Annotated in this window: 21 protein-coding genes and 3 pseudogenes; 11 read left to right on the top strand and 13 right to left on the bottom strand. The window is 51.5% G+C overall.

The features are described from left to right. Positions 1-72: 72 nt before the first annotated feature. From AC5JO6_RS11400 to AC5JO6_RS11420, 5 genes are all read right to left on the bottom strand, one after another. Entirely contained in the window at positions 73-1,704 is a 1,632-nt protein-coding gene (locus AC5JO6_RS11400; RefSeq protein ID WP_496081185.1) for a hypothetical protein, read from the bottom strand. A 125-nt stretch (positions 1,705-1,829) separates the two neighbouring features. Beyond that, positions 1,830-2,057, bottom strand: coding sequence for a hypothetical protein (locus AC5JO6_RS11405; protein ID WP_496081186.1), 228 nt, complete (start codon positions 2,055-2,057; stop codon positions 1,830-1,832). A gap of 9 nt (positions 2,058-2,066) precedes the next feature. Beyond that, entirely contained in the window at positions 2,067-2,546 is a 480-nt protein-coding gene (locus AC5JO6_RS11410) for a class I SAM-dependent methyltransferase (RefSeq protein ID WP_496081187.1), read from the bottom strand. A gap of 14 nt (positions 2,547-2,560) precedes the next feature. Next, on the bottom strand, positions 2,561-2,893 hold the full coding sequence (locus tag AC5JO6_RS11415; protein ID WP_496081188.1) for a ribbon-helix-helix domain-containing protein: 333 nt from the start codon (positions 2,891-2,893) through the stop codon (positions 2,561-2,563). 104 nt (positions 2,894-2,997) lie between these two features. Then, a complete protein-coding gene (locus AC5JO6_RS11420; protein ID WP_496081189.1) occupies positions 2,998-3,534 on the bottom strand; it encodes a MarR family winged helix-turn-helix transcriptional regulator in 537 nt (178 codons plus the stop codon). Positions 3,535-3,850: 316 nt separating this feature from the next. Between AC5JO6_RS11420 and AC5JO6_RS11425 the strand changes: the two genes are divergently transcribed. Further along, positions 3,851-4,456, top strand: a complete 606-nt coding sequence (locus AC5JO6_RS11425; protein WP_496081190.1) for a DUF3318 domain-containing protein — start codon at positions 3,851-3,853, stop codon at positions 4,454-4,456. Positions 4,457-4,497: 41 nt separating this feature from the next. Here the strand turns inward: AC5JO6_RS11425 and AC5JO6_RS11430 are convergent, their stop codons facing one another. After that, positions 4,498-8,754 (bottom strand): ATP-binding protein, encoded by a 4,257-nt coding sequence (locus tag AC5JO6_RS11430; RefSeq protein ID WP_496081191.1) that lies wholly within the window; start codon positions 8,752-8,754, stop codon positions 4,498-4,500. A 713-nt stretch (positions 8,755-9,467) separates the two neighbouring features. After that, the gene (locus AC5JO6_RS11435; protein ID WP_496081192.1) at positions 9,468-9,596 is read right to left on the bottom strand and encodes a hypothetical protein; all 129 of its coding nucleotides are present in this window, start codon (positions 9,594-9,596) and stop codon (positions 9,468-9,470) included. A gap of 598 nt (positions 9,597-10,194) precedes the next feature. Here AC5JO6_RS11435 and AC5JO6_RS11440 point away from each other — a divergent pair. From AC5JO6_RS11440 to AC5JO6_RS11455, 4 genes and pseudogenes are all read left to right on the top strand, one after another. Then, the gene (locus tag AC5JO6_RS11440) at positions 10,195-10,677 is read left to right on the top strand and encodes an SRPBCC family protein (RefSeq protein WP_496081193.1); all 483 of its coding nucleotides are present in this window, start codon (positions 10,195-10,197) and stop codon (positions 10,675-10,677) included. Positions 10,678-10,752: 75 nt separating this feature from the next. Next, positions 10,753-11,958 (top strand): zinc-dependent alcohol dehydrogenase, encoded by a 1,206-nt coding sequence (locus tag AC5JO6_RS11445; RefSeq protein ID WP_496081194.1) that lies wholly within the window; start codon positions 10,753-10,755, stop codon positions 11,956-11,958. 170 nt (positions 11,959-12,128) lie between these two features. Beyond that, positions 12,129-12,323, top strand: coding sequence for a DUF2795 domain-containing protein (locus AC5JO6_RS11450; RefSeq protein ID WP_496081195.1), 195 nt, complete (start codon positions 12,129-12,131; stop codon positions 12,321-12,323). 171 nt (positions 12,324-12,494) lie between these two features. Next, a pseudogene (locus AC5JO6_RS11455) lies at positions 12,495-12,683 on the top strand (SDR family oxidoreductase); the annotation flags it as partial. Between the two features lie 3 nt (positions 12,684-12,686). On the opposite strand, the pseudogene AC5JO6_RS11460 reads toward AC5JO6_RS11455, so the two are convergent. Then, a pseudogene (locus AC5JO6_RS11460) lies at positions 12,687-12,767 on the bottom strand (IS1 family transposase); the annotation flags it as partial. Between the two features lie 19 nt (positions 12,768-12,786). After that, positions 12,787-12,873: pseudogene (locus AC5JO6_RS11465) on the bottom strand (IS1/IS1595 family N-terminal zinc-binding domain-containing protein); the annotation flags it as partial. 40 nt (positions 12,874-12,913) lie between these two features. Between AC5JO6_RS11465 and AC5JO6_RS11470 the strand changes: the two are divergent. Next, positions 12,914-13,531, top strand: a complete 618-nt coding sequence (locus AC5JO6_RS11470) for an SDR family NAD(P)-dependent oxidoreductase (RefSeq protein ID WP_496081196.1) — start codon at positions 12,914-12,916, stop codon at positions 13,529-13,531. Then, on the top strand, positions 13,531-15,246 hold the full coding sequence (locus tag AC5JO6_RS11475; RefSeq protein WP_496081197.1) for a glycoside hydrolase family 15 protein: 1,716 nt from the start codon (positions 13,531-13,533) through the stop codon (positions 15,244-15,246). Before AC5JO6_RS11470 ends, AC5JO6_RS11475 begins: the two co-directional genes overlap by 1 nt. Positions 15,247-15,259: 13 nt before the next feature. On the opposite strand, the gene AC5JO6_RS11480 is transcribed toward AC5JO6_RS11475, so the two are convergent. Further along, entirely contained in the window at positions 15,260-16,534 is a 1,275-nt protein-coding gene (locus AC5JO6_RS11480; protein WP_496081198.1) for an aspartate aminotransferase family protein, read from the bottom strand. A 227-nt stretch (positions 16,535-16,761) separates the two neighbouring features. Between AC5JO6_RS11480 and AC5JO6_RS11485 the strand changes: the two genes are divergently transcribed. Continuing rightward, positions 16,762-18,351: a cation:proton antiporter gene (locus AC5JO6_RS11485; RefSeq protein ID WP_496081199.1), complete on the top strand. Its 1,590-nt coding sequence runs from the start codon at positions 16,762-16,764 to the stop codon at positions 18,349-18,351. Between the two features lie 25 nt (positions 18,352-18,376). Here the strand turns inward: AC5JO6_RS11485 and AC5JO6_RS11490 are convergent, their stop codons facing one another. Further along, positions 18,377-18,553, bottom strand: coding sequence for a hypothetical protein (locus tag AC5JO6_RS11490; protein WP_496081200.1), 177 nt, complete (start codon positions 18,551-18,553; stop codon positions 18,377-18,379). A 36-nt stretch (positions 18,554-18,589) separates the two neighbouring features. Here AC5JO6_RS11490 and AC5JO6_RS11495 point away from each other — a divergent pair, with 36 nt between their 5' ends. Together AC5JO6_RS11495 and AC5JO6_RS11500 are read left to right on the top strand one after the other, a co-directional pair. Then, positions 18,590-19,393, top strand: a complete 804-nt coding sequence (locus AC5JO6_RS11495) for an SPFH domain-containing protein (protein ID WP_496081201.1) — start codon at positions 18,590-18,592, stop codon at positions 19,391-19,393. Positions 19,394-19,432: 39 nt separating this feature from the next. After that, on the top strand, positions 19,433-19,999 hold the full coding sequence (locus AC5JO6_RS11500) for a pentapeptide repeat-containing protein (RefSeq protein WP_496081202.1): 567 nt from the start codon (positions 19,433-19,435) through the stop codon (positions 19,997-19,999). Between the two features lie 54 nt (positions 20,000-20,053). On the opposite strand, the gene AC5JO6_RS11505 is transcribed toward AC5JO6_RS11500, so the two are convergent. Beyond that, positions 20,054-20,416 carry a hypothetical protein gene (locus AC5JO6_RS11505; RefSeq protein WP_496081203.1) on the bottom strand — a complete coding sequence of 121 codons (363 nt, stop codon included), beginning with the start codon at positions 20,414-20,416 and terminating at the stop codon, positions 20,054-20,056. Between the two features lie 483 nt (positions 20,417-20,899). Between AC5JO6_RS11505 and AC5JO6_RS11510 the strand changes: the two genes are divergently transcribed. Next, positions 20,900-21,301, top strand: coding sequence for a hypothetical protein (locus tag AC5JO6_RS11510; RefSeq protein ID WP_496081204.1), 402 nt, complete (start codon positions 20,900-20,902; stop codon positions 21,299-21,301). A gap of 132 nt (positions 21,302-21,433) precedes the next feature. Here AC5JO6_RS11510 and mnmA read toward each other — a convergent pair whose 3' ends face one another. Beyond that, positions 21,434-22,504 carry a tRNA 2-thiouridine(34) synthase MnmA gene (gene mnmA / locus AC5JO6_RS11515; protein WP_496081243.1) on the bottom strand — a complete coding sequence of 357 codons (1,071 nt, stop codon included), beginning with the start codon at positions 22,502-22,504 and terminating at the stop codon, positions 21,434-21,436. Positions 22,505-22,815: the final 311 nt, after the last annotated feature.

The following is a 22,815-nucleotide window of genomic DNA, read 5'->3' on the forward strand; positions in this document are numbered from 1 at the left end:
AGCTGATAGCTGATAGCTGATAGCTGATAGCTGATAGCTGATAGCTGATAGCTAAATGATTAATCGTTGCCTCTATGCGTTGCCTCTGATGATGCTACGGGCGACCAACGCACCGATCGTTTCCAGCTTGAAGCCCCATCCTTGAGGCAGGTTATCGTCACCATCATTTTGTCCGAGATCGACGAAGATGCGGGGAGGCACAAAGTATTTGCGATCGTCTGCCCCAACAAGCATCTCATCGGCTTTCTGCATGATGCCATCGACTATGGTGTCAAACTCGGTGAAGGAGCTGTAGGACTGGTCAAGCTGCTGACTGACCTGTTCGACAAACTGGCTCACACCAATGACCTTCGGGTCACTCGACGGCAGATTCTGCAAGCCCAACTGTTGCAGAAGCGCGGGTTCCATAAACTTAAAGAGCCGTGCCTGCGCCTCCACTAACTTTGCGTCACCAAATTTTTCGCGCGGTAAAAGCGTGCGGAAGGCACGACGGATTACCTGCGAGATTTTGAAGGGCGGAAAGGAAAGGCTGTTGGGCGCGATCGTCTGCCCATGCTGCGCCATCAGTACATCTAGCGGCGGCAGATCTTCTGGTACGGGCGGCATGGCGAGATTGAACGCTTTGAACTCTGGGTTATCCGTCTTCTTGCTCAGCAGGTTTGCCTGCTTACTATTTTGCAGATCCTTTAGCTCCAAAACTTGCTTCGCTTTGAAGCTGTCGCCATCCAGCAAACTGGTAATGGTTTTTAAGTTAAAGGGATAAATCGGTGTATTCAAGCTGATGAAGATGAATTCAGCACAGTAGGTCTTATTGACGGGGTTGTTGAAGAAGCTCAGCGCGCGCGGATCACCCACCGCAGCAAGAAGACCCTGTTTCAGAAATTCCTTCAGAGCGGCGCGATCGCAGACACGTGTGGGGTCGCCGCCGTTATAGTCTCTGGGAAACTGGGCAAAGGGATTGAGTAGCGCCATCCAGTTAATGATGGAGTTGGTATAACCCCGTGCTTGCTCTGGCGTGACAAAGGATGGAAAAACAAGGCGCTGCGCCACGGCAACGTAGCCATCTTTGCCATACATGCCGCGATGATAGTCATTGGGTTCGTTGAAGGTGCCGAACGAGTCGATCGGTTGCCCTGACTGATCCATTCGTTTCGCAGGGACGATTGCCCCGGCATGATGCCCTTCATTTTTAATAAACGCTTCTTGAAATAATTCTAATGAGAGTGGACGGCGTGTGTCGATCAGCACACCATAGCGTTCTTTGTGCCATTGATAACTCGTAATCAACAAACCATCTCTGGCTAAAAATTTGGCGATGTCTGCATGTCCTGAAACCTTATTGCCTGCCGGATCAGTGACGCTAACGGCATCACTAATGCCAATGTAGCCAGGGACGGCGATCGTCTCAACCTCTAGAGTCGTCGCATCGTCAAGCACAACTTGCTTGGTGAAGAGCTTCTTCAGGTCGGTGATGGGTTGACCTTTCCAATCGCCGACCAGAGCATTAAAACGGCTGATATCAATGGCGCTTGGTGCTCGCAGAGGCAGCTTTGAAGTGGATGATGTGCCGACTGCCGTTTGAGTCGAGGTACCAGAACTGGGTTGCACTGAGGCGATCGGCTTCGGTGCAGTTGCGGTGCTTGCGGAAACGTGAGTAGGAGCACTGACAGCAGGTTGCTCTGAGGCTTTTTGATCTGAAGGCATAGGGTAAACCTTGGTTGTAGATTGTGTAGGGGTTAGACGGCAGTCCTGAGAGGGTCGTGCTACCGTCTATTCCTTAGCAAGAGAGATTGCTATGAGTATCTACAACCGTGGTCATCACTTTCCGGCTAACGGATGCCGCCAAAGACTGCAAGTTCAAAAAACTTAAAAAAACAGTCTACCTGCTGAAACCCGATCGCCCGCAGCCAGTCGCACTGAACCTCAACAGGCGCAAGGATGTTCGCCTTTTTGTCTTCCCGATAAACAAACCGTTGCCCCACCTCTTCTCGTGATAAAACGTCATCTTGCGTCTGGTGCCATGCGTAGATGGCATCGACCAGCGTGTCGTTAAACAACGCCTCGCCCTAAGGTGTGGCGGAGGCAACGTGCTCGATGTTGAGAAAACCACCGCCCGATCGCAGCAAGTGAAAGATTTCACGGTAGAGTGCCTGTTTGCGATCGTCTGGCAAGTGGTGAATGCAGTAGCCCGATAGCACTGCATCAAACGGCTCCAACCCTTTTTGCCAGTCTGGTGTGTAAAGATCTGCTTGCACAATCTCTACCCGTTTGCCAAACGGTTGCAGTCGCTGTTGTGCCTGTTCGAGCATCGGTTCTGAAAAGTCGATCGCTGTGACGTGCGCGTCTGGATAGTGGGTGAGGATTGCGTGGGCGATCGCGCCATCACCACAGCCCAGGTCGGCTACTTGCTGGATGGGTCGATCGAGCTGGTCAAGCACTCGCAGGGCAAGGTTAACTTGTTCTGTCGCAAAGGGAATTGCGCCCCTCACACCCGTCAAAAAATTCTCCGCTACAGTGCGGTTTTGCCAAATTTGATCGGTTCTCATCGTGAATGCCTTTCCTATGCCAAACTGCTGGGGCTAAGGGGAACCATGCTCCCGGCGATCGTTAGCCCTAAGAGCATCGGTTCGTTTGGCTGGATGAGTTTAGCGGTGAGCACGCAGCGTTCTTCCTGCTGTGCTGTAGCAGCGACGGTAGCGCGGATGTCGGTAAGCGAAATTTGAGGTGTGTAGTCTCCCGACTTTTGCTGGACGTACTGCCAGAGCACATCCCGAATGAGTGACTGATAGCCTTGATTACCGGAGAGTTCTTTGAGTTTTTCTTTCAGCTCTCGCTCCAGTCGAATGCTGGTAACTTCCATGTCGGTTGTAGCGGTGCGGGTCAGTATATGCATTACGGTCTCCTTCCTTGTTGGATAGTTCGTAATACAAGTGTAGTATGCCGGGTTGATTCTGGAAGCGATCGCGCCATTACAGCCCCAAAGCCTTACAACCGCGTTTAACTCTGCACAGGCTGAAACAACTCGCGCAGTGTTTGCAGCGATCGCCGAATGTCCTCTAGTTCTTGCTCGTTGAGTTTGCCAAAGCGTTCCTTGAGGTGGGCAATATGAGCTGGAAACACTGCCTCAAAGACGCGATCGCCTTCATCTGTTAGCACAATCATGAAGCAACGACGGTTTTCGGGTGGCACTTCGCGGCGCACCAGTCCTTTGCGTTCCAATCGATCAATAATGCCCGTTAACGTACCCTTTGTGACCAGGGTTTTTTCGGCTAGCTGCCCCATTGTCATGCCATCTGTATTACCTAGCGTGCTGATGACATCAAACTGAGGTGCCGTTAAACCCAATTGCCGGATATGCTCATCGTCGTATGCAGTAAAGGCTTGAAACGTTCGCGCTAGCTCTCGCACGACTGGAAGAAACGGTTCTTTAGCTGCTTGTCGCGTTGCTGCCTGTGGTTCTGATTGATGTTGCTGAATCTCTGCTTGCTTCAAATTGCTGCCTCTAAAATTACGATTCTCACTAGACTCACTCATCAATCCCATGATTTGCAACTAAATTTGCCCTCATCCCCACTCTTCTCCCTGAGGAGAAGGGCTTTCTGACTTTTCCGGTGCCCTCTCCCAGCAGGAGAGGGCTAAGGTGTAGCTTGCTTCCCGAAGGGTGCGCAGCTTTTGCAACCATTTTAGGAAAGTCACACATCGCGTCTAAATCACATAAGGCGATGCATAAGCCTAGTCTACAACACAAACAGTACTAATTCAAACTAATTTTTAGAAGCTGACCAAAGGCGGTTTAGTGCCTGTTTGTTCATGCGACAATGCACATAGATGAAGCTAAGCGGCAACTGTTATGAATCCAGACTTTGAGATGCGTCGCCTTTTGGATGTGATGCCCGCATCTGGTCGCATGGCGACGAAGCTTGTCAGCAAGCCCGAACAGCGGCTCGTAGTGGACAGCACCTTTCCCATGCCCTGGGTGCGCGATCGCCCCATTTGGATTAACTTTGACCTGTGGGAACGGCTTTCTCGACCGCAGCGCGATCTACTCATTCTACGTACCGTGAGCTGGCTGACGGGCGTGAAATGGTTCCGCCCTAGCCTCTATCAAGGTGTCGTGCTAGCAGGTGTTGTTGGTGGCATTGTGGAACTGGTACAGGGCGATCCGGTCGGCATCATTGCAGCGGGTGGGTTGACCGCGATCGCGGGTGCCCAAATTTGGCGCGGCAATCGGAGTACCCAAACCGAGCTTGATGCGGATGAAGCTGCCCTTCGAGTCGCGCAACGACGTGGGTATGAAGAGCCAGAAGCCGCTCGTCACTTGCTGACTGCTATTGAAGCCGTTGCTGAGATCGAAGGACGATCGCTGAATTTTACGGAGTTACTGCGGACGCAAAATCTGCGCTCGGTGGCAGGACTGTCGCCCGTTGGCGTCCCCGATCGTGCTCGACAAAACTGAAGGTGAGGTAGGAGACAGGTTTCGCCGACTCCTTTGCGCGGCTAAAGTTTGGTTACTCTTTCCCGCAAAAGATGAACGATCGCCTTCACCAACACCTCTGGCTCTAGAGGTTTCGTGATGTGAGCTTGAAAGCCTGCCCGGAGTGCTTTTTGCTGATCAAGTTCGGCGGCATAAGCGGTGAGCGCGATCGCTGGAATCGCTCCTCCTTGATTCAGTGGGCGCGAACGAATGTGCTGCATCAGCATATAGCCATCCATTGCAGCCATGCCGACATCACTGACAATCACATCAGGAGTGAACTGCTCTAGCGCCTGCAACGCGGCTAAACCAGAGTCAACCGCTGTCACCGCTGCTCCGTTTTGTTCCAGCAGAAAAGCCTGAAACTCGCGGGTATCAGTGTCATCATCCACAAGCAAAATTTGCAATCCAGTGAGTGGGGAGTGGGGAGTGGGGAGTGAGGGGTTATCCGGCTGTTCCCCATTCCCTACTCCCGATTCCCTACTCCCCGACAGCGGCAGCCTCACGATGAAGGTCGCGCCTTGATGTTCGCCTTTGCTCTCTGCCCAAACAGTACCGCCATGCATTTCAACAATTTGTCGCACGATCGCCAACCCCAACCCCAACCCGCCAAATCTGCGTGTGGTTGACCCGTCTTCTTGTCGAAAATACTCAAACATATGCACCAGGAAAGCGGGCTTAATGCCCTTGCCTGTATCCACTACCCGCATTTGAGCCAATTGGTTGACTTGTCTCAATTCAACCGTTACCTGTCCGCCGTGGGGTGTAAATTTGACCGCATTGGTGAGTAAGTTCCAGACGACTTGCTGCAAGCGGGCAGCATCGCCAGAGATGGGGGCGATCGGATCAAGCTCAAGCTGTAATTCAATGTTTTTCGCTTCTGCTGCTAAACGCACGGTTTCGACTGCCGCAGCAATCACCAAGGGCAAGCTCACAGGAGCCGCTGTTAAGGACAGTTTGCCCTGCATAATGCGGGAGATGTCGAGCAAGTCTTCGATCAGTTGGGCTTGCAGTTCGGCATTGCGTTCGATCGTGGCGAGAGCCTGAGCTGTCTGTGCCTCATCTAGCTTGCCCTGCCGCAACAGCTTTGCCCAACCGAGAATGGGATTGAGCGGCGATCGCAGCTCGTGTGAGAGGACAGCGAGAAACTCATCTTTGATGCGGTTGGCTTGTTCAGCGGCTTCTCGTGCCGCCTGTTCTTGCTGTAAAAGCCGCTCCCGATCGCGCTCAAGCTGCACGCGATCGCTAATGTCGTTGGCGATGCCAATCAACCCAATCACCTCTCCAGCTTCGTTCCGGTAAGGAGCCTTCATGCCCAAAAAGGTGCGAATGCCATCGGGCGATTCTTCCACCACTTCCGTTTGTCCCGATGCCATGACGCGCTGATCATTTGCCATCACCTCAATGGCATCCTCAAGGTTGGGATAGAGATCGCAATCGCGGTAACCAATGACTTCAGAAGCCGCTTTGCCCAGCACCTCAAGCGTCGCCGGGTTAGCATAAATAATCCGTCCCTCGCGATCTTTAACAAAGATGGGGGTGGGGGCTGATTCGTTTACCGCATCCAAAATGGCATTTTTTTGCCGCAGTTCGGCTTCGGCATGTTTGCGAACGGCTTCGGCGCGCTTCGCCTCGGTAATATCTGCCAGAAAAACGGTCAATCCGTTCGGTGACGGATAAATGCGATGGTCATGCCAATGGTTCCAGGGGAAGTAAAGATACTCAAACTGGAGCGGTGTTTGTTCCGTCATTGCCCGCTGGAATTGCACATAAACATCAGTATCAACGGCAGCCGGAAATAGCGTCCAAATGGTTTGCCCCAGAATCTCGGCTCGCGGCATTGCCACCATTTTGCAATAGCGATCGTTAACGTAGGTGAACCGCCAATCACGATCCAGCACATAAAAGCCATCTCGGATGCTCGACAAAATGGTTTCAACCTGCTGTTTTACCGTTTCTGCTTCCAGTCGTAATGCCTGCTCTTGCTGAATTGCCATGCGTCGCAGTTGCGCGAGCTTCAAATTTGCTTCCACCCGTGCTAACAACTCACGGGCAGAAAACGGCTTGGTCAAATAATCATCTGCTCCGGCTGCCAACCCTTCGATGCGGGCTTCCTCTCCAGCACGAGCTGACAATAGAACGATCGGAATATCCTGAGTTGTAGGGTTTGTGCGGAGCAACCGTAACAACTCAAATCCATCCATCTCTGGCATCATCACATCCATTAATACTAAGTCGGGTGGATTTACCTGGATGGCATTCAGCGCTGTCCTGCCGTTGGTTGCAGTTTCCACCTGAAAGTGCAAACTCAACAACCGCTTTACATAGTCGCGCATGTCGGCGTTGTCGTCAGCCAGGAGAATGTGAGGAGGTGAGGGAGTAGGGAGTGGGGAGTAGGGAGTGGGGACAGACATTTCTTCTCCATTCCCCATTCCCCATTCCCCATTCCCCTCTTTTGCTAGCCAGCGCCACGCTTCTTCGACAAACGTTGCGGCTCCCAGCGCCGTTGATTCTAAGGTGTGAGCGGACTGAAGGCGATCGGGCGGCAAATGAGCCGAGCCGAAGGGAATCGCGATCGTAAAGGTTGTTCCTTGATCCACCTGGCTTGTCAGTTGAATCGTGCCACCGTGAAGCTTGACCAACTCTTGTACCAACGCCAGTCCAATGCCAGAACCTTCATAGGTGCGCGATCGCGTGCCACTCACACGATGAAAGCGTTCAAATAATCTTGGTAATTCCGCTTCAGAAATGCCAACGCCTGTATCGGCGACGCTCAAAGCAACGACATCACCAACCGGGTGTAAGCGCACGGTGATGCTGCCAGTAAACGTAAACTTAAATGCATTCGAGAGGAGATTGAGCACAATCTTTTCCCACATCTCGCGATCGACATACACGGGTTCCGGTAGGAGTGGGCAGTCAATGACCAACTGTATTCCCGCCCGTTCAATCAGCGATCGAAAGGTGCTGGCAAGCTCTGCTGTATAGATGGCTAAATTGGTCGGTTCATAGGATGCCTGGACGCGTCCTGCCTCAATCCGGGAGAAATCAAGCAGCGTGTTGACGAGCTTTTGTAGTCGTAAGCCGTTGCGCTGCACTAGCTGTAGCTGTTCTCGTTCTTCTGGCTGCAAGCGCTCATGCAATGCATACGATAGCTCCTCCAGCGGACTCAGCATCAACGTTAAGGGCGTGCGAAACTCATGGCTAACGTTACTAAAAAAGGCGGTTTTAGCGCGATCGAGTTCGGTTAGAGCCTCAGCCCGTTTGCGTTCTGCTTCATAGGTTTGAGCAATGGTGATTGCCATGGCAATCTGTCCGGCAACTTGAGCGAAAAAGTCGCGGTAGTGATCGTCGAGTCTGCGGCGTGGGCTGGCTACGGCGATCAGTACTCCGCTTGCCTTGCCTTGCCCAGGGGCAGCGATCGGCAACACCATTGCCTCTTGTGGTGGCTCTGCCCAGGGACTACCAGGAAGTGCCCCAAAACGTGACACCAGATCATTAACCACTTGGGGCTGGAGGGTACGAGCCGCGAGAGCGATCGACCAGCCGCTAGGATCATCTGCCGCTGCCAGATCGATCACCGCAGGACTCATCGGGCGATCGGACGCGTACCCACTGTCGTTACAGAGTCGGGCATATTTTCCATCTGGGTCAATCAGGTAGAGCAGCGCAAACGGAATGTCAAGCGGATCAGACTTGAGAGCCTCCACCATCAGGGCACCCGCCTCTTCAGCCGTCTTTGCAATCCCAGTTTTCGCTGCCACTTCGCGCAGCAGTTGGGCGCGGCGATCGTTCAACACCCGGTAGGTCGTCTCACTGCCGACGTTAAACACGCCACCAGTCACACCACCCTCACCCTGGATAGGATTGAAGGTGTACTCAAAGAAACATTCTTCGGTATAACCAAAGCGATGCATCGACAACAGGTCATCTTTGTGAAAGGTGCCCTCGCCCGTCGCCAAAACGCTGGCAAGCTCTGAACCGATGTCGTCCCAAATCTCAGCCCAAACCTCACGAGCCGGACGACCAAGCGCCCAGGAATGTTTGTCACCCACGATCGGTCGCCAGGCATCGTTGTAGAGCAGCAAGCAGTCTTTTCCCCAGTAGATGGCAATGGGAAAGCGTGAGTTGAGACAAATACTCAGTGCCGATCGCAGGCTTTGAGCCCACGTCTCAACAGCGCCCAGCGGCGTTTGCGACCAGTCGAGCGATCGCATCAGCCCTGCCATTTCACTATTGCCTGCAAAAATCTGTGCCACTGCTGGATCGTGCTGGGTCATGTTTTTTCCTTCATTCCGCCCACACATCAAGGATCGATCGTCCTGGGTCGCCACCCCTACTGCTTGGCAAGCTGCTTGCTTAAGAGCGCTTCACTGCTATCTCGCAGCGCTTCAGTAGAAGAATAGTTGAGTTAATGCAAGACGGAAGCAACCTTGCCTTGAGGCAAGCAGGGATGACTGCATATGATCGTTTTTTCGACGGTTCAAAGTGCTGTAAGTCATACCCAGCCGCTCTGTATGTTCCTGGTTTGTAGGCTTCTGTGTTAACTGAGTTTGCCGGATTTCTCGAACCAGATTGCCTGCTTCTGGCTGCCTCAGCACGAGAGCTTGTTTAAGAATTACCGATTCTGAAGAAGACCACATTTGTTCATTACGCTGTAGCACGCATCTTAATGATTCTCTACCTTTTGACGGAAGTAGCATTCGATCTATCGATGTAATTTCGACTCAAATATTAAGACTAACTAAAAGCCAGGACTTAACGCAAGGGATGACATAACACCGATTGCAGCGACCTTGTCAACGCCATTCCCTTTACGCGACACGATGCCACTTTCACGCCAATCGTAACACCTGGAACAGACGCTTATTCACACCCAATTGCAGCAGGCGATCGATGGATGTGCAACTCATAGCGATCCTACAGCCGTTTTCATTTGCATTCACCACACCCCACACCCCACACCCCACACCCATATTCGCTTGACTGTGGCTTACCCAATCAGTAACCGCTGTAAATGAATCGTGAGACGCGATATGGCTATCAGCTCTTTGCGATCGGCGGTCAGCGATCGGCGCTCAGCGGTTGAAGAAACGCTAGTAGCTGACCGCTGATGGCTCAACCATTAAGTTCCACTCATCACTGATTTGAGACTGCTATATCTCTTCATCGTCTTAGCTCAATGATTTTCATACGCTTGCCCTGAGTCCCTGTCTTGCCATCAAGCAGCCTGTAACTCATCAGTAGTCGGGGATTTGCGTATGATCTCTCCAATGAGAGAGGGAAGGTTGCCTCCAGTTTTCTAAAACTGTTTGTGATGGAACGTATCGAGCCTGCTAGAACGAATCATCTTAAACACGTTGCAACCCATTGGCTCCTACAACCAAGCGCATTTCTGAGGATTTAAGTCGATGAGGCAGGCTTAAGTCTTCCTATCCTGCATGGTGAAGCTTGCAGTCATCGGAATTGGTGGAAAGACCAGGCAGAGCGAGTTTGCTGCTGCCACGGTTACTGTTGCACAGCGCTGTACGCTTGCTCAGCCAAGGGGCAGCCGATCGCTCACTTGCATACGTCTACCGATGCTGATTCACGCTTGAGGAGACAGGACAAATGGTTGGTCAGTTGCAGAAGTTGCCGACTGTTGAAATAGTAGGGCTGAAATAGTAGGGCTGCGATGAACTCAGATTTCGATCGAACAACAAGCATAAGAGGCAATAGTTGTGAATCAACCCATCAAAGTTGAAAAAACACTGACGATCAACAAACCCGCAGCAGAACTCTACCGCTTCTGGCACAACTTTGAGCACTTGCCTCATTTCATGAAGCATCTTAAAAATGTGAACGTTTACGACGAGAAGCGATCGCACTGGATTACGAGCGCGCCGCTAGATACCACCGTGGAATGGGATGCGGAGATCACTGACGATCAAGAAAACGAACTGATTGCTTGGCGATCGGTCGAAGGCGCTGATGTGGAAAACTTTGGTTCCATCCGCTTTCAGCCAGCCTCACACGATCGCGGTACTGAAGTAAAAGTGATTACCGAATACAAGCCACCTGCCGGGGCGATCGGCTCTGCCATTGCCAAACTCTTTGGCGAATCACCCGAACAGCAGTTAGGCGATGATCTACGTCGCTTCAAAATGCTGATGGAAACAGGTGAAATTGCCACAACCGAAGGTCAATCTTCTGGACGCAAGTAGTTTTTAGCTGTTCTCTACTGACACTGACCATTGACGACTGACCACTGACTAAGTAATCACTAAGGATTTACAACAATGAAAGCTGTTTGCTGGGAAGGCACTGGAAAAGTCAAAGTTGAAACTGTACCCGATCCTAAAATCATCAATCCACGGGATGCGATCGTCAAAATCACATCCACTGCCATCTGTGGTTCCGATTTGCATTTGTATGATGGCTTCAATCCCACTATGAAATCAGGCGATATCCTGGGACACGAGTTTATGGGAGAAATCGTTGAACTCGGTAGTGGCGTTAAAGACGGGAATCCACGCAATAACGGTGAACCGCTTGCTGTGGGCGATCGTGTCGTAGTTCCCTTCACCATCGCCTGTGGCAGTTGCTTCTTCTGCAACCGCACCCTCTGGTCTCTGTGTGATAACTCCAACCCAAATGCCTGGATGGCAGAACAAATGCTGGGGCATTCTCCAGCCGGTCTATACGGTTATTCCCATCTCACAGGCGGCTACGCAGGTGGTCAAGCGGAGTATGCCCGTGTGCCCTTTGCTGATACGGGACTGTTCAAGGTTCCCAGTGAATTGACTGACGAACAAGTCCTGTTTCTGACTGATATTTTCCCCACTGGCTATATGGCGGCTGAAAACTGTGATATTCAACCGGGTGATACCGTCGCTATTTGGGGTTGCGGTCCAGTGGGGCAGTTTGCCATTCGCAGCGCCTTCTTGCTGGGTGCCGAGCGGGTGATTGCGATCGATCGCGTACCTGAGCGTCTCCAGATGGCAAAAGACGGTGGGGCAGAAGTCCTTAACTTTGAAGAAGTCGAAGTGGGTGAAGCATTGAAAGAAATGACTGGAGGGCGCGGTCCTGACTCGGTGATGGATGCCGTGGGTATGGAAGCACATGGAATGGGTTTGGAAGGCTTTTACGATAAAGTATCGCAAGCCGCACGGCTGGAAACCGATCGACCCAATGTACTAAGGCAGGCGATCGTAGCGTGTCGCAAAGGCGGTACTGTATCTGTTCCTGGTGTCTACACAGGCTTCATCGACAAGGTGCCTATGGGTGCGTTCATGAACAAAGGCTTGACGATGAAGACAGGGCAAACGCACATCCATCGGTACTTGCGTCCACTAACCGATCGCATTCAAAAGGGTGAAATTGATCCATCGTTTCTCACAACCCATCGTCTGCCGCTAGAGCAGGCACTGCACGGCTATGAAATCTTTAAGCACAAGAAAGATAACTGCATCAAAATCGTGCTTAAGCCAGGTCAGGCTGCCTAAAAGCCGCACTCAACAGGACGAGAAAACTCTCTTTGTTAAGAACAGCTCATCGATTGTTCCTATAAAGAGGATTACTTAGCTAGAACATAAGCTAAGTAATGTTGAAAGTGCAATGAGAAAAGATTAATTCAGATTGATCCAATAAGCGAAACAGTAACAGGAGAAAAACAATGACTAAGGTAAACCCAATTCAATTGCAGAAGTATCTCAAGGGCGTTGATTACCCTGCCAACAAGCAGGACTTACTCGATCGCGCTCGACAAGAAAGTGCCGACGAAAATATTCTCTCAACCTTAGAGCAACTGTCAGACGAGGAATTTGAAACGCCAGCAGACGTTAGTAAAGCCGTTGGCGCGATCGAGTAGAGACATCCACGAAATGTTTAGAGGCTGTTAAGGAACTTTGTGCTTTAAGGCTTAAGGTGTCATCCAACATCGTAACTAGCTCTTGAAGCCATGAGCTTATTCTTAACAAGCCCTTAGCTCCACTCAACCATCATTGATTTAATTTGAACAGCAAACAAAGGAATGACTACAATGACAGGCAAAAGATTGGCTGGCGAAATTGCAGTGGTCACAGGCTCAGACTCTGGTATTGGACAAGCAACCGCGATCGCCTTTGCTCGTGAAGGAGCAGATGTTGTGATCACTTATCTTGAAGACCGTCAGGTAGCCGAGCACACTCAGAAGTTAGTGGAAGAAGCAGGACAAAAAGCCGTTCTGGTAGTGCTACACAAGTAATGAGGCATTGTAGTGATGGATGAAATACCAGATCGCACCAATGTGATTCTCCAACGATTTTGAGAAGGATCAGGTTTTGCTGCCCGCAGTCTCGACCTTTGAACCGTTGTTTGCCGTTGTGGATGCGACCATTCTTAACCGTGGAGGAAGCGGCACAGAGGGAGCAGGCAGGCATGAGAGGACAGTAAAAAACGCTACTTCTCCATCATTACATCTTGAGCACTACCGCCGTTCTGACTCAGTTGGATCAAAGCAAACCGGAAGCAGTGGCACAGTTGTTCAAAGAGGTTCAAAGCAAGTTAGGTACTCCGGCGGTGCTGGTGAATAATGCGGGTAAAGATTCAGCAGGAACACCTGTTAAAGATATGCCTTACGAACAGTTGGATCAGGCAATTAAGACAAACTTGTATGGTCCTTTTCTCTGTTGTCAACAATTCATTCGCGGCTTGGAAGGCTCTGAGCAGCAGGGAGTGATTATCAACATCACCAGTGTGCATGAAGAGATTCCGCGTGCTGGCTCTGCTGATTACGATGCTGCAAAAGGGGCACTCCGCAACTTAACCAGAACTCTGGCGCTAGAACTGGCTGATAAGAAGATCAATGTGAATAACATTGCGCCCGGTATGGTGATGACACCGATGAACCAATCCTCGTTAGACGATCCCGATACCTGGAAACAGCAGGTGCAATCTATTCCACTCAAACGAGCGGCTGAACCACAAGAGATTGCCCATGCAGCCGTCTTTTTAGCGTCTAGAGATGGACGTTATATTCATGGCACAACGCTGTTTATCGACGGTGGCTTAATGCAAAATCTGGGACAGGGCGCTTGATGAGCGATGGCTTTCCTGAGATTCGTGATTTAGCCATTATTGGCGATCGTCGAACTGCTGCTCTGCTGACCACTACAGGTACGATCGTCTGGTACTGCCCTAAACAGTTCGATCGCCCGTCGCTGTTTGCCGCTCTGCTTGATCCAAAAGGCGGCTCCTGGGCGTTGCATTTACCCAATGCTACCTTTGCCAGTCGTCGTTATCTCGAAGACAGCGGCATTCTTGAAACGACCCTGACCACACCAGCGGGTGAACTACACATCACTGATTGGATGTCGATGGGTGATCAAACACCCAGAGGCATTTGTCGTCGCTTTTCTCCCGTACCTGCTCAGCTCATAGTGACACTGCAAGCGGCTCCAGACTACGCTCGACGCGCTCCCAATCTGCACCATCAGAATCAATGTATTCAGATTGATCAGCACTATCTCTATGCGTCTCATCCGCTTAAAATTGTCAGCGAGCACGTTGAGTTAACGATTCCTGTTGGTGAAGCAGGTTGGACAACTCTAGTTGATGAACCGCTGACAGAGCCGATCGCGCTAGACACCTGGTTGGAGACAACGCTGGAGTGCTGGCGACAAATTGCGTCTCATGCCGTTTATCACGGACCCTACGAGCGCCAGGTGGCTGCATCCATGCGTGCCCTACGGCTGCTGACGTTTGAGGAGACAGGCGGTGTCATTGCAGCACCCACGATCGCGTTACCAGAGGTCATTGGCGGCAAACGAAACTACGACTACCGCTATGTGTGGTTACGAGATGCAGGCATGATTGTGAGTGCGCTGACTCGTGCAGGTAGTGATGGCACCGAAGAGCGACGGTTTTTAGATTTCATCTGTACGTGCGATCGTGATGGAACCCTTCCCATCTATCCCTTTTCTACTATCAACGGTCAGCCAGTATCCCACGAAGAAACGCTTGCTTTGAGGGGCTACCGTGAAAGTACACCCGTCACGATCGGTAACAGTGCAAGCAATCAACTTCAGCTTGATGCCTATGGCAATGTTCTGCTCGCCGCGAAGCTGATTTACAGTTGCTTTGACACCCGTGAACATTGGTCGTTAATTGAGCAACTCGCTGACTTTCTAGCAGCACACTGGCACAAGCCGGATCATGGGCTGTGGGAAGAGCAGGTGCAGCAACAATACACATCCAGTAAGGTCATTGCTGCCTGTGGCTTAGAGTACATTGCTGAGTTTGCCCAAACAGACTCGCAGGCTCAACGTTGGCAAACTGCGGCTCAAGCAATCCGTAAGTTTGTGACGCGGGAGTGTCTCACGTCCGCAGGCGCTTATGCAGTGGTAGCAGGGAGTGACGCGATCGATGTCTCGGCAGCGCTCTTTCCCGTGTGGGGTTTCACTGCCCCAGACACGCCAGAGATGTTGGCAACGATCGAGGGGTTAGAGCGTGACTATGCAACCGCAAATCTGTATCGGCGGCACCTGGAAGAGTTTGATTCTCGTCAAGAAGGTGCCTTTCTAGCAGGCACTTTCTGGGTCGCTCAGTACTGGATCATGCGTCAAGACTTTCAACGCGTTCATGCGATCTTAAGTGCTGCTTTGGAGTATGCCAATGATTTGGGGCTGTTTGCAGAAGAAGCAGACACAAAGACGGGACGGATGCTGGGAAATTTTCCACAAACGTTTGTTCATGCTGCCTTTATTGGTGCAGTCATTGACCTCAAAGCCGAGGGCATTTCTTGGCAATGTTAATTTCTTAGCAGTGTCAAAGAGAAGCAAAGGCTTGCTCGACAGCGCTTAGAGCTTGATCGATCTCAGCTTCAGTGACAATGAGGGGGGGCACAAAGCGGACAACTTTGGGACCCGCAGGCACAAGCAAGAGACCATTTGCCATTGCGACTTTGACAATATCGGGAGAAGTCAGCGGCGAATCGGCTTTGAGTTCAAGACCATTAATGAGTCCCCAGCCGCGTACTTCGGCAACGTGATTAGGGAATTTTTGCGCGATCGCCCCTAATCCCTCTCTCAGTTGCTTACCCCGATCGCGTACCTTTGCCAACAGGTTTTCGCACTCAATGGTTTGGCACACTGCGAGTGCAACACCACAGGCAAAGGGATTGCCGCCAAAGGTGCTGGCGTGATCGCCGGGTTGAAAAACATCGCAGGAAGACTTGCAGAGCATGGCACCGATCGGGATACCGCCACCGAGACCTTTTGCTGATGTGAAAATATCGGGTTCAATGCCGAGATTTTCGTAGCCCCAGAGTTGCCCAGAGCGACCCATCCCCACCTGCACTTCGTCGAGAATCAGCAGGATGCCGCGCTCATCGCAGAGTTGCCGGACGCGTTGGAAGTAGGCGCGATCGCCCGGACGCACACCGCCTTCCCCTTGCAACGCTTCGAGCAGGATGGCAGCAACTCGCGGTTCGCCACTCTCTAATTCATCCAGTGCTGTTTCTAGCGCAGTGATATCGTTATAGGTGACGTAGTGGAACCCAGGCACCAGCGGACTGAAACTCTTCTGATATTTCGGCTGACCAGTGGCAGTCACAGTTGCCAGGGTGCGCCCGTGAAAGCTGGCGTGTGCCGTAATGATGATCGGATCAGCAATCTGTCGGACTTCATGGGCATATTTCCGCGCCAGTTTGATGGCACCTTCGTTTGCCTCAGCTCCAGAGTTGCAGAAAAAGGCGCGATCGGCACAAGAATGCTCGACTAGCCATTTCGCCAGTGCGCCCTGTTGCGGTACGTAGTAAAGGTTTGAGACGTGGTGCAGCGTTTGAATCTGCTCTGTCACCGCTTGCACCATCACTGGATGCGCGTGACCCAACGTGCAGGTAGCGATTCCGGCAACAAAATCCAGATACTCGCGCCCGTTTGTATCCCACACGCGGCAGCCTGTGCCTCGCTCAAGGGCGATCGCATAACGAGCGTAGGTCGTCATCACATGCTCGTCAAAGTCCTCTGCACTGAAAGAACTTGCATGAGACAAGGGTGGGGCGATCGTGGGTAGGGTTTGAACTAGCGCTTCTGGACTCACTGAAATAGCTCCTCAAGCTGACACAATAATTTGGGGAGAGTACCCTCTAGACGTTGAACTGTACACTTGAGACTCTAGACTGCTGGAATCTGTTAGCGATGCCATCTTTGCGTTTGGTCTAATCTTTGCTTTTAGTCTAGAGTGAAGCGCTCACGTCTAAAGCACTGAACCTGACTATAGCTTATCCATTTGTCAGCTTTCTGCATTGACTCTCAGGTCAAATTCCCATGACATGTCTCCTTGCGGTTGCAGGCAGTGAACAGTCGAATGCGGCTCAATTAGTCACTGTTTTGATCATTCTCTTGCTGGTTGCAACAGGCGTAGCGCTGGTGTCGCGGCGGCTCCGCATTCCTTACGTCACGGGTTTAGTCGTTGCCGGACTTGCCATTACCGAACTGCTGCCCCGCCGCATTGGACTCGATTCGTCCCTGATTCTTAACCTTTTCTTACCCATTCTGCTGTTTGAAGCCGCCATCAACACCGATATCAGTCGCCTTCGCACGACGGTAAAACCTGTGACCTTACTGGCTGGTCCGGGGGTCATCATTGCTTCTGGTGTAACGGCGGTGATCCTGAAGTTTGGCTTGGGCTTGCCGTGGGTTTCAGCACTGCTGGTTGGCGTGATTTTGGCGATTACCGACACTGTTTCGGTGATCGCTGTCTTTAAGGAAGTGAGTGTACCACCGCGACTGAGCACGATCGTCGAGGGCGAAAGTCTGTTTAACGATGGGATCGCGCTAGTGCTGTTTAGCCTGATTTTGAAGGTGAATACAACGGAAGCACTTACGGTTGCTGATGGTATCCGGGAACTGGTGGTGGTGATTTTGGGTGGTGGGCTAGTGGGCTTGGCGCTTGGTTATCTAGGCGTGGGGCTTTACGCTCGATCGGACGATTCCCTGAGCAATATTCTGTTGACGGTTGCGATCGCCCTCGGCACCTTTCAGCTCAGCCAATTTTTTGGGATGTCGGGCGTGGTGGCAGTCGTGGTAGCAGGGCTGGTTGTAGGCAATATGGAGCGCTCCCAGACGGTTTCTGCGTCTAACCGCATCACAGTGCTCAGCTTTTGGGACTATGCAGGCTTTGGGGTCAACACCTTCATCTTTTTGCTCATTGGCATCGAAATCAATCTAGAAACGCTGTTGAGAACCCTGCCTGCTGTGCTTCTGGCAGTCTTAGCTTATCAAGTCGGGCGCTTTCTATCGGTCTACCCGCTGCTGGCGATCGTCAAACACGTCGATCGCAACTTACCGTTACGCTGGCAGCACGTCCTGTTTTTGGGCAACATCAAAGGCTCATTATCGATGGCATTGGCACTAAGTTTGCCATCTACCTTGCCCGATCGCGAGGCATTGATTGCCCTGGTTTTTGGTACCGTGCTGGTGTCGCTGGTCGGACAGGGCGTAAGTTTGCCCTGGCTGGTGCGTCGGCTCGACCTTGTCCAGACCTCCGAATCGCAGCAGTGGATCGAGTCGCTCCAGTCTCAGCTCATCACTGCCAAAGCCGCACAGGATGAACTGGAGACGCTGCTCAAAACGGGTGTGTTACCCAAATCTGTTTACGAAGAAATGCGTGCTGGCTATCAGGTACGAATCGCCGCCGCAGAACGCTCTTTGCGCGACTTTTATAATCGTCGCCCGGACAAATTGACTGCTGCCAGTGGCAGAATTGCCCGTCTTGATGCCATCCGCCGTCGGTTGCTGCTGGCAGAGAAAGATGCCCTCAACGAAGCACTCCGCAAGCGGATTTTGTCGGAAGATGTAGTAAAAGCGCGTGTACAGGCGATCGATCAACAACTGCTGAATCTGGAAGATGACTAAGCGCAGAAGAAGGAGTTATTGGGTGTTAAAGGCTGACCGCTGACCGCTGACCGCTGACCGCTGACCACTGACCGCTGAAAGCTGACCACTGACCGCTGAAAGCTAAAGACATTAAATCTTTGCCGTTCAAGCTCTTGCCCTCAATTTCTACCGTCTCACTAGACTGGAATACAATTGAATTAGTTTGGATCAATTTGACCACCTTCACCCACTCTGCATCGCCGCAGGCTCAACATCTATGGAATCTCTGATTGCCGCCCTGGCTCTAGCAGTGGTTGGCTACATCGCTGGTTCAATCAAAATTATCAACGAAGGTAACGAAGGTCTTGTAGAGCGGTTAGGGCAGTATCGTCGCACCCTTCAACCGGGGCTAAATTTCGTCATCCCCATCTTCGATACCGTTCTGGTCGAATCAACACGCGAACAAATTCTGGATACGGCTCCTCAGCAGACAATTACTCGCGATAATGTACCGCTGACGGTAGACGCTGTCATGTTTTGGAAAATTCTTGATGTCCAAAAAGCCTACTACGGTGTCGAGGATCTGGAATCAGCCTTGACTAACCTGGTAGTCACTGCTCTCCGAAGTGAGATTGGTCAAATGGATCTACGGGAAAGCGTCTCAGGTCGAAACAAGATTAATCAAGCACTCCTCCATCAACTCGACGAAGCCACAGAAAGCTGGGGGGTGAAGATTATGCGGGTTGAAGTTCAAGAACTCGCTCCCTCAAAAGCCATACTAGAGTCGCTAGAGCTAGAGCGATCGGCAGAAAGCAAGCGCAAAGCAGCAATGTCAGAAACTGAGTCGATGGTCGAGTCGATTCAACGCATTTCTAGAGCACTTCAAGGACAGACTAACTCGCAAGCAGTGCTGCAATACCTTTTGGCACAAAAGTATGTTGATGCCAACCTGAAGTTGAGTGAAAGCGATAACTCCAAGATTATCTTCATGGATCCCAAGGCGCTTACAGAGACGATCGGTGAACTGATCTCAGCCGATCAGACCGAGTTAGGAAACAATGGGAGTGGTAACAATCCTTAACGGCTGTGAGCGGCTAGGTTAACCAGGAGAGAAAAGGCTATGGCTGATGAAGAGCAGATGGCGTTGCTGAAACAAGGGGTTCGCGTTTGGAATGATTGGAGGAGAGACAATGCTCAGGTGATTCCCAGCCTGGTTGGTGTTGACCTCAGCCATATTGACCTGAGTCAAGCCGACTTCCAGACTGCCGACCTGAGCGGTTCTGATTTTAGTGGCGATAACCTCAGTGGTGCGAACCTTCATCAGGCTAACCTCAGTGGTGCCAACCTTACGGGAGCACAACTAACAGGAGACGATCTCATTGAAGCCAAGCTTCGTGGTGCCAATCTCATTGGTGCCGATCTCAGCGGTGCTGATCTGAGCGCTGCAAACCTAATCGGAGCGAATCTCATTGGGGTCGATTTGAGCGACGCGAATCTAACTGATGCCGTTTTTCGCAGCGCGAACTTACGCTATGCAAAGTTACAGCGTGCCAACTTGACGAATGCTGACTTTACCGATGCCATCCTTAACCACGCTGACCTCACTGACGCAGTGCTGACAGGCGTACTGCTAACAGGTGCAGATATCAGCAGCGCGAAGCTGAAGCAGGCAAGCGTTGGGGGGTAATTAGAGGTGGCTCGAAACATTGAGCAGACTGGAGCATTAATGCGATCGCACGGTTTAACCAAGCCCCAGGTACGTTTTGCCCAGGTAGCTCGTTAAGCGCTTGAGTGGGTTTGCTGAGAGGGCAAGGCTGGCTGCATCTCCACCATCCGCTACACCCAGCAATGTTGCAAATTCAGCATCAGATAACTCGCCTGCCTGATGCCTCTGGAACGCCTCAACGACAGCAACGAGATCTTCGGCAGCAAAGGCGAAGCCGTTCTGAGCAGCAAAGGCAGCAACAGTAGGGGCACGTTCTCCCTTTAAAGCCTCGGTTTCGGCTGCATCTAGCTCTGCTTCACTGCTAATGTTGCCATCACCTACACCCAGCAGCGCTTCGAGCGCTTGGCGCAGGGCTTTGTCTTCAGCGGTCTTTTGCATGAATCGCAATACGGTTGCAGGTGCCATATCAAAAGTGTCCCGATCGGTTTTCCGTCAAGATGCTAGCAAACGTTTACAACGATGCTGCTTAATAAAAGTTGAAGTTTAGTCCTAATAAGCGGTTATTACTAAAAATTTCCTCCCCCTAAGGCGTTGTACAGAAATAACAGCATGGTCTGTAGCCGTCAGCCGTCAGCTAAAAACTGATAGCTGATAGCTGATCCAAAGTGTGCAGTTATTTTTTTAGCAAGCTCTAAGCGCAGTACGGTGGAAAAAATGGGTAGCCTTATTATGAGCCTGTGATATTGAAAGCCCTAAGGTAGAATGAACGATCGTGCTAACGTCTAAGTTCTGGTTTTCTTGCAGGTCTGCCGAAGCAAGCAATGTCATCCTCTGCAACGGCTTTAGATCCAGAGATGTGGTTGCTTAGAGAGAGTTCCGATCGCCACGCGAAGGTAATGTGCTGCAACAATGACCAATCTAATGCCAAAAGTCGCTGTTCTGGACGATGACGAAACCTGGTGCCTTGCCATCAAGCGTTTCTTCAGAACTCATTTTGATGTCACTACCTTTACAGATGCTCAAAGTTTTCTGAATTCTGCCCTCGATTCGTATGATCTTGTCATCATCGATTTTACGATCGCGCCCAACCATCGCCACGAAACGTCTACGAATGGCATCGAAATCATTCATCAGCTAAAAACCTCACTGAAGCAGCCACCCCTGACGATTCTGACTTCAGCCTTTATTAGCCGCAGCGATTTAGTTCTCGATCATACGCTGGGCTTGCAAGCAGATCTCATCATGCCTAAAGATTGCGGCTTGGATGAAATTTTGCAAACAACGCAACAATTGTTGAACTCTAGAGAGCTTTTAAGCAATTAGCGGTCAGCTATCAGCCAAAGCCCCAGGACGATAAGGTAAGAGAGACACAAGCAATCCAACGCTAGTTGCTGACTGCTGATCGCTCCCAAAAAACATACCTCTCGCCAGGAAGGTCGCTCAGAAATGGTCGCTTCAAGCTTGACGATCGATGATACCGCCGCCCAACAGCACTTCGCCATCGTACCAGACGGCTGCTTGACCCGGTGTGATGCTGGATTGAGGCTCGTCGAAAACCACACGAACGCGATCGCTGGTGGGTGAATCGCTCTCCAGCGGCATGATCGTTGCAGGCATAGCCAGCGAACGATAGCGAATTTGCACGTCTGCACGGATGGGTGCGGTTGGTGCCGCGATGGAAACCCAGTTCAGCCGCTGCACCGTACAGTCTGATGCAAGTGTGGCAGTACGATCGCCCACAATCACGCGATTGTTGGCGGCATCCAGCGCCACGACATACAGCGGTTCACTATGGGCAACGCCCAGTCCTTTACGCTGACCAATGGTGTAGTGATGCACACCTTCATGCTGCCCCAGAATGTTCCCAGCCTGGTCAACAATGTTACCCGACTGTGGCGTAATGTACTTGTCCAAAAACGCCCGCATGGAGCCATTTGCTTCCACCAGGCAGAGATCCTGGCTTTCGGGCTTGTCGGCAGTGTGCAAGCCAAACGCAGCGGCAACACGGCGAGTTTCAGTCTTAGGCTGTTCGCCTAGTGGAAAAATGACTCGTGCCAACACGTCTTGCGACAGGTCATAGAGAAAGTAGGATTGGTCTTTTGTCCGATCGATCGCTCGTAGAAGCTGATAGCGTTCAGAGGCTGCATCGTAGCGAGTGCGCGCATAGTGCCCCGTGGCAATACGATCGATGCCCAGAGTCTCTTGCGCGTAGTGCAACATGGGACTAAACTTCACCGCTTTGTTGCACTGAGAGCAAGGCAGCGGCGTAATGCCTGTGCTATAGCCAGCCACCAGGTAATCCACAATGTTTTCCTGGAAGGATTCTCGCGTATCAACGATGTGATGAGGAATGCCTAACTGCTCACATAGCTGAGCCGCATCCACCATACCTTCTGAGCAGCACTGCCCTTTGCCCTTCATCAGCCAAAGCGTCAGCCCCACGACCGAGTAGCCTTGATCATGCAGAATGGCAGCGGCTGTTGAACTATCGACTCCGCCTGAGAGTCCTACCACAACGTTTTTCATGGACAGTGAAGCAAAGATGCTTGCAAAAGACTGCTCCTCTAGGCTAACACCCGTGAAGGATTGACGGCTTGCTTGAATGTAGAAACCGGGTTTCTTCACGAAGCCACAGGTAGATGGGCATTGCCCACTCTACTGGTGCTCAGGGTGCAACGTCACAGGTAACGGGCATTGCCCATCCTACTGGTGTTGCATGGTGCTTATCGACTCAAACCACAGGTCTCTAGCAAGGTTGCTGATACCTCAAACGTTCTGACAAACGTCTCTCAAGCAAGAAAACATACACAGCACTCGCCAATCGCTTGAGCGAAGTG

This window comes from Tildeniella sp. (assembly GCF_059505325.1).